Origin of the sequence: Pseudonocardia sp., from assembly GCF_025965585.1 — a bacterium.
Classification (GTDB): Bacteria; Actinomycetota; Actinomycetes; order Mycobacteriales; family Pseudonocardiaceae; genus Pseudonocardia.
Genome location: NZ_JAOPWR010000128.1, coordinates 1 through 5,185 on the forward strand (window position 1 = coordinate 1; position 5,185 = coordinate 5,185).

Sequence of the window (5,185 nt, forward strand, 5' to 3'; positions counted from 1 at the left end):
TGTCGCCCTACACGCCGGACGGACGGCCCCTGTGCCCCGTCTGCGGACGGGCGACGGACGCGGAGCTGCTGGCCCGCAGGCTCGTGCCCGTGCCGGCCGGAAAGGGTGGCAGCCGGTGGGAGGACCGCCCCGAGCGCGCCAACGCCCCGTTGCTGGACGCCCGGCCCGACATGGAGCGGCGCTGATCCGGCGGACGCCGGTCCCGACTGCTTGACCGCCACATGGTAAGTGGTAGCTTACGGTTCGTCATGACGAACGCAGCCGCGATGCTGACCGCTCTGGGCGATCCCACCCGGCAGTCCATCATCGATGCCCTCTCCCGCGGGCCGCTGGCCGTCGGGCAGCTCGCACGCGTGCTGCCCGTCAGTCGACCGGCCGTGTCGCAGCACCTGAAGGTGCTCAAGGACGTCGGGCTCGTCCTCGACCGGCAGGAGGGGACACGGCGGCTCTACCAGGTCGACCCCGAGGCCCTGGCGGTGCTGCGGCGGCACCTCGACACGTTCTGGGAACGGTCGCTGGCGGCGTTCGAGCAGAGGACCCGATCCGAGGAGGACCACGATGACCCGAGTGGTGGAGGCGATCCGGCGTGAGGTGACCGTGGGCGTGAGCAGGGCACGCGCCTTCGAGATCTTCACCGCCGGCATGACGTCGTGGTGGCCGCCGGCGCACCACATCGGCTCGGCGCCGATCGCGGAGATCGTGGTCGAGCCCCACGAGGGCGGCCGGTGGTTCACCCGGCACGAGGACGGGAGCGAGACGTCCACCGGCGTGGTCGCGGTCTGGGACCCACCGGGCCGGCTGGTGCTGACCTGGCAGATCGGCGCCGACTGGCGCTACCGCGACGACCTGGTGACCTCGGTCGAGGTGCAGTTCACCGAGGAGGCGCCCGGCCGGACGCGCGTGGTGCTCGAACACAGGGACCTCGAGGCGTTCAGTGCCGACGCCGACGCGATGCACGACACGTTCCAGCAGCCCGGGGCGTGGACGGCCATCCTCGGGGCCTACGTCGCGGCGGTCGGCGGGGCGTCGTGAAGTACGTCCTGTTCTACGCATCGGCCGACGACGTCGCCACGAGGGCGCCCGCGCACTTCTCGGCGCACAAGCAGCGGCTCGACGAGTTCCACGGCCGGGGAGAGCTCCTCATGGTCGGTCCCTTCGCCGACCCGCAGACGCAGGGCTCGATGGCGATCTTCCCGACCCGGGAGGCCGCGGAGGCGTTCGTCGCCGGCGATCCGTTCGTGGAGCACGAAGTGGTGGCGGCCTACGAGATCCGGGAGTGGGCCGAGATCCTCACCTGACGCGACCGCTCCGGTCCTACACCCGCAGGTCGTCGCGCAGCGGCACGCCCCAGGACCCGGTGAGGAACAGCCGCGGGATCATCTCGGTCGCGACGCCGCCGACGATCCGGTCGTAGGCGCCCTCGGCCGTCGGGTGCAGGTCGTTGAACCCGTGGTTCGCGACGAGGTCGTCGAGCACGCCGGCGGCGCGGGCGAGGGGGAGGGCGAACCCGGCGGTGTAGACGCGGCCTCCGGCGAGCACCTTCTCCTTGGTGTCCATGGTGGCGATCCGGCGGTACAGGGCGTCGGAGACGGCCTCCACCCGCGTGCGCAGCGCGGCCGCGTCGTCGAGGGAGAGGACGCCGAGCTCGTCCATCGGGGTGTCCCAGTGCTGCCGGGTGTAGATCGCGACGCCGCTGATGTGGGGCGCGTAGTTGGCCGGCGTGGTGAACATCGTCGACAGGTCGGTGACCTTGACGTCGAGGCCGCTGTCGGGGCCGACGAACATCGCCATCGTGACGGCGTAGGGCAGGTCGCCGGAGACGTCCGCCCACGGGAAGGACGGCTCGTTGACGAACAGGTCGCGCACCAGCACGAAGCCGCCGTCCGGCAGCGGGTACGGGCCGTGGTCGCCGAGGCCGAGGCGGTTGTCGAAGTGGTGCAGGAAGCCCAGCAGCTCCGTGGAGGCGCTGAACTTCTGGAACGCGGTGCGGGACGCGGCGTCGTCCAGAGCGATGCGGTCCTTGGTGAACCGGGCGATCCACGAGTCGTCGAGCAGGGGGGCCTGGTAGCTGCGCATCGAGCTGAACATGCCGCCACCGCCCCAGTGGCCGAGGTAGAGGCGCCGGACGATGCTCAGCGCCTCGACGACGGACGCCGCCTCGTGGTCCTCGTCGTGCAGTCCCATCTCCAGCGCGATGCCGCGGCCGAAGCTGGGGGCGGCGGCCAGCGCCCACGAGTGCAGCAAGTTGATCTTCGTGCCGATCTCGGTGCGGGCGCGCCTGCCGATGTCGATGACGCCCTGGATGCCGACGGCGGCGTCGACGACCTTCAGCCAGCCGGGGTGGCGCAGCCAGCTGTTGAGGATGCCGAGCGCCTCGTACTCCTGGCGCGGGATCAGGCCCGACTCGCCCTCCGTGGCCCGCGCGGCGAGCGCGTCCCACTCGTTCCAGGTGAGGTAACGGACGAGCTCGTTGGCCTCCGTCACGGAGATCGTGCGGCCGACCGACTCCTCGTCCAGATCGAGGACGGAGGTGGTGAGCCCGGCGCGCATGATCGCGTCGCCGTCGTCGCCGTGCGGGACCTCGCCGCCGAACTTCTCCAGCAGCACCATGATCTGGGCGAGCTGCTCCGGGCTCATCCCGGCGGGTCCGTCGGGCGCGGGGCTGTCGTCGACGGGCGCGCCGGCCTCCACGCTGATGCTGCCGTTCGGACGGGCGGACACGTCGAGCCGGACGCGGACGCCGTCGGCCGGGACGGTCTCACCGCGGCTGGTCCGGACGCCCTTGGAGAAGGCCACCGACATGAGGCAGGGAATGCCGTACTCGCGCGAGACGATGCCGAGGTGGCTCTCCGGTGCGCCCTGCAGCGTGATGACGCCGCGGATGCCCGCCGTCAGCGCGGGGGTCAGGAACGTCGTGGTCCCGCCGCGGACGATGACGATGTAGTCCTCGATGTCGTCGGTCTCCTCCACGAAGTCGATGACCTCGTCGGGGGAGTCGAGCCACTTGATCCGGCCCTCGACCGGCTCGGGGAACTCCGTGACGTTGAGCCCGGTGCCGACCGGCTCGAACGTGGCGCCGTCCGCCTCGGCCGGCGCGGCGGGTGCGTCTGTCATTGAGGACCTCCGGGTCCGGCGACTGTGATCTGGGACTCGGCGAACCGTAGCGTTCGGTCAGACCTTTGTATAGGTTGATATCCGCCCACCACTCGTCCTGAGGAGCGGATCGTGACGGCTGATGCCGAGGTCGCCGACCAGATCGACCTGACCGACATGCGGCCCTACCTCGCCGGTCGGCAGCACGAGCTCTTCCGTGAGCTGCGCGCCCACGACCCCCTGCACTGGAACGACGAGCACGACGGCGGCCGCGGCTTCTGGTCGCTCACGCGCTACGCCGACGTCCGCGCCGCCGCTCTGGACCACGTGCGGCTCTCCAGTGCCGAGGGGACCCAGCTCGCGGAGCGCCGGGTGGAGGGAAAGCTGCACAGCCTGCACAACATGGACGAGCCGCGGCACGGCCGGCTCCGGCGCGTGGGCATCGGGTACCTGCGCGCCGTCAAGATCAAGGAGTGGCAGGCCGCGATCGACGAGGCCATCACCCGGATCGTCGACGACGCGGTGGCGGCGGACGAACAGGCCGCAGGCGCCGGCATCGAGTTCGTGCACGCGGTGTCGGCGCGACTGCCGATCGAGGTGCTGGCGCGCATCCTCGGCGTCCCCTCGCAGGACTGTCCCCAGCTCGCGGAATGGAGCAACCAGGCCCACATCCAGGATCCCGAGTACGTCACCGACGAGGCCACCCGCGAGACCGCGCGGGAGAACCTGTTCGGCTACTTCCGCGACCTCTCCGACGCCCGGCGCGCCGAACCGCGCGACGACCTCGTCAGCGTGCTGGTGCACGGCCGGATCGACGGCGAGCCGCTGACCTGGGAGGAGCTGGCGGCCTACTACATCGTCCTGATGGCGGCCGGCAACGAGACGACGCGCCACCTGATCTCCGGCGCGGTGCTCGGCCTGAACGAGTTCCCGGGGGAGCGGCAGCGGCTGCGCGCCGATCCCGGCCTGCTCACCGCCGGTGTCGAGGAGATGATGCGGTGGGTCACGCCGGTCGCGTTCATGCGGCGCACGGCGCTGGAGCGGATCGTGCTGCACGGCCGGGTGATCGAGCCGGGACAGAAGGTCGTGCTGTGGTTCGGCAGCGCCAACCGCGACGAGGGGATGTTCGCCGATCCCGACCGGTTCGTCCTCGACCGTGCCCCCAACGAGCACCTGACGTTCGGCTGGGGCGTCCACTTCTGCATGGGTGCCCACCTGGCCCGGGCGGAGGCGCGGTCGCTGTTCGCCGAGATCCTGCGCCGCGGTCTCGACCTGCGGCTCGTGCGCGAGCCCGATCGGCTGGAGGCGAGCATGTTCAACGGGGTCAAGAGGATGCAGGTCGCCCTGCGTCCCGCGACCTGACCGCGCCCGTGCACCTCGGTGCACCAGCTCGGCGGAAGCGTCGTGCTCATGGACCGCTTCGACGCCGAGGTGGCGGGTGCGGTCCGGCCGCCCCGTCGGACCTGGCAGGATCAGCGCTCGGCTGTCCTGACGGGGCCGGCCCGTCCGCTGCGAGCTCGCTCCCGGGAGACCTGGTCATGCCCGACCCGAACGAGATCAGGTTCGACATCCCGCACCCGGCACGGGTGTGGAACTACTGGCTGGGCGGCAAGGACAACTACGCGCCCGACCGCGCCGTCGGCGACGCGATCGTCGCGCAGAACCCCGACATCCTGCACATCGCCCGGCAGGCCCGGCAGTTCCTCATCCGTGCGGTGACGTTCCTGGCCGGCGAGGCCGGCATCGACCAGTTCCTGGACATCGGCACCGGCCTGCCCACGATGCAGAACACTCACGAGGTCGCCCAGCAGGTCACGCCCTCGTCGCGCATCGTGTACGTCGACAACGACCCGCTGGTCCTGGCGTACGCCCGGACACTGCTGGTGAACACCGCACCCGAGGGCGCCACCACCTACGTGCACGCCGACGTCCGTGACCCGGAGCAGATCATGGCGCGGGCGAGCGACGTCCTCGACCTGGAGCGCCCCGTCGCGGTCATGCTGCTGGGTGTCCTCGGCCACGCCACGCCCGACTTCGGCGAGATGCGGTCGGTGATCGACCGGCTGATGGCGGCGGTCCCCTCCGGCAGCTA

At 71.2% G+C, this 5,185-nt stretch carries 7 protein-coding genes; 6 read left to right on the forward strand and 1 reads right to left on the reverse strand.

Going from position 1 to position 5,185, the window contains the following annotated elements; genetic code table 11:
• From JWR81_RS08125 to JWR81_RS08140, 4 genes are all read left to right on the forward strand, one after another.
• The coding region (locus tag JWR81_RS08125; RefSeq protein ID WP_297648970.1) for a hypothetical protein at positions 1–185 on the forward strand (185 nt) is incomplete at its 5' end.
• A 63-nt stretch (positions 186–248) separates the two neighbouring features.
• Positions 249–590, forward strand: a complete 342-nt coding sequence (locus JWR81_RS08130) for a helix-turn-helix transcriptional regulator (RefSeq protein ID WP_297648973.1) — start codon at positions 249–251, stop codon at positions 588–590.
• On the forward strand, positions 559–1,032 hold the full coding sequence (locus JWR81_RS08135; protein WP_297648976.1) for an SRPBCC family protein: 474 nt from the start codon (positions 559–561) through the stop codon (positions 1,030–1,032). Before JWR81_RS08130 ends, JWR81_RS08135 begins: the two co-directional genes overlap by 32 nt.
• Positions 1,029–1,298: a YciI family protein gene (locus JWR81_RS08140; RefSeq protein ID WP_297648979.1), complete on the forward strand. Its 270-nt coding sequence runs from the start codon at positions 1,029–1,031 to the stop codon at positions 1,296–1,298. Before JWR81_RS08135 ends, JWR81_RS08140 begins: the two co-directional genes overlap by 4 nt.
• Before the next feature lie 16 nt (positions 1,299–1,314).
• On the opposite strand, the gene JWR81_RS08145 is transcribed toward JWR81_RS08140, so the two are convergent.
• A complete protein-coding gene (locus tag JWR81_RS08145; protein ID WP_297648982.1) occupies positions 1,315–3,114 on the reverse strand; it encodes a PEP-utilizing enzyme in 1,800 nt (599 codons plus the stop codon).
• Between the two features lie 111 nt (positions 3,115–3,225).
• On the opposite strand from JWR81_RS08145, the gene JWR81_RS08150 reads away from it, so the two are divergent.
• Together JWR81_RS08150 and JWR81_RS08155 are read left to right on the forward strand one after the other, a co-directional pair.
• Positions 3,226–4,455, forward strand: a complete 1,230-nt coding sequence (locus JWR81_RS08150; RefSeq protein WP_297648986.1) for a cytochrome P450 — start codon at positions 3,226–3,228, stop codon at positions 4,453–4,455.
• A gap of 176 nt (positions 4,456–4,631) precedes the next feature.
• Positions 4,632–5,185, forward strand: a 554-nt coding sequence (locus tag JWR81_RS08155; protein WP_297648989.1) for an SAM-dependent methyltransferase, incomplete at its 3' end; no start/stop codon positions are given.

What these genes read in the sequence shown, in the direction of transcription:
- JWR81_RS08130 (WP_297648973.1), top strand. Translation starts at nt 249, where the DNA reads ATGACGAACGCAGCCGCGATGCTGACCGCTCTGGGCGATCCCACCCGG.
- JWR81_RS08135 (WP_297648976.1), top strand. Translation starts at nt 559, where the DNA reads ATGACCCGAGTGGTGGAGGCGATCCGGCGTGAGGTGACCGTGGGCGTG.
- JWR81_RS08145 (WP_297648982.1), bottom strand. Translation starts at nt 3,114, where the DNA reads ATGACAGACGCACCCGCCGCGCCGGCCGAGGCGGACGGCGCCACGTTC.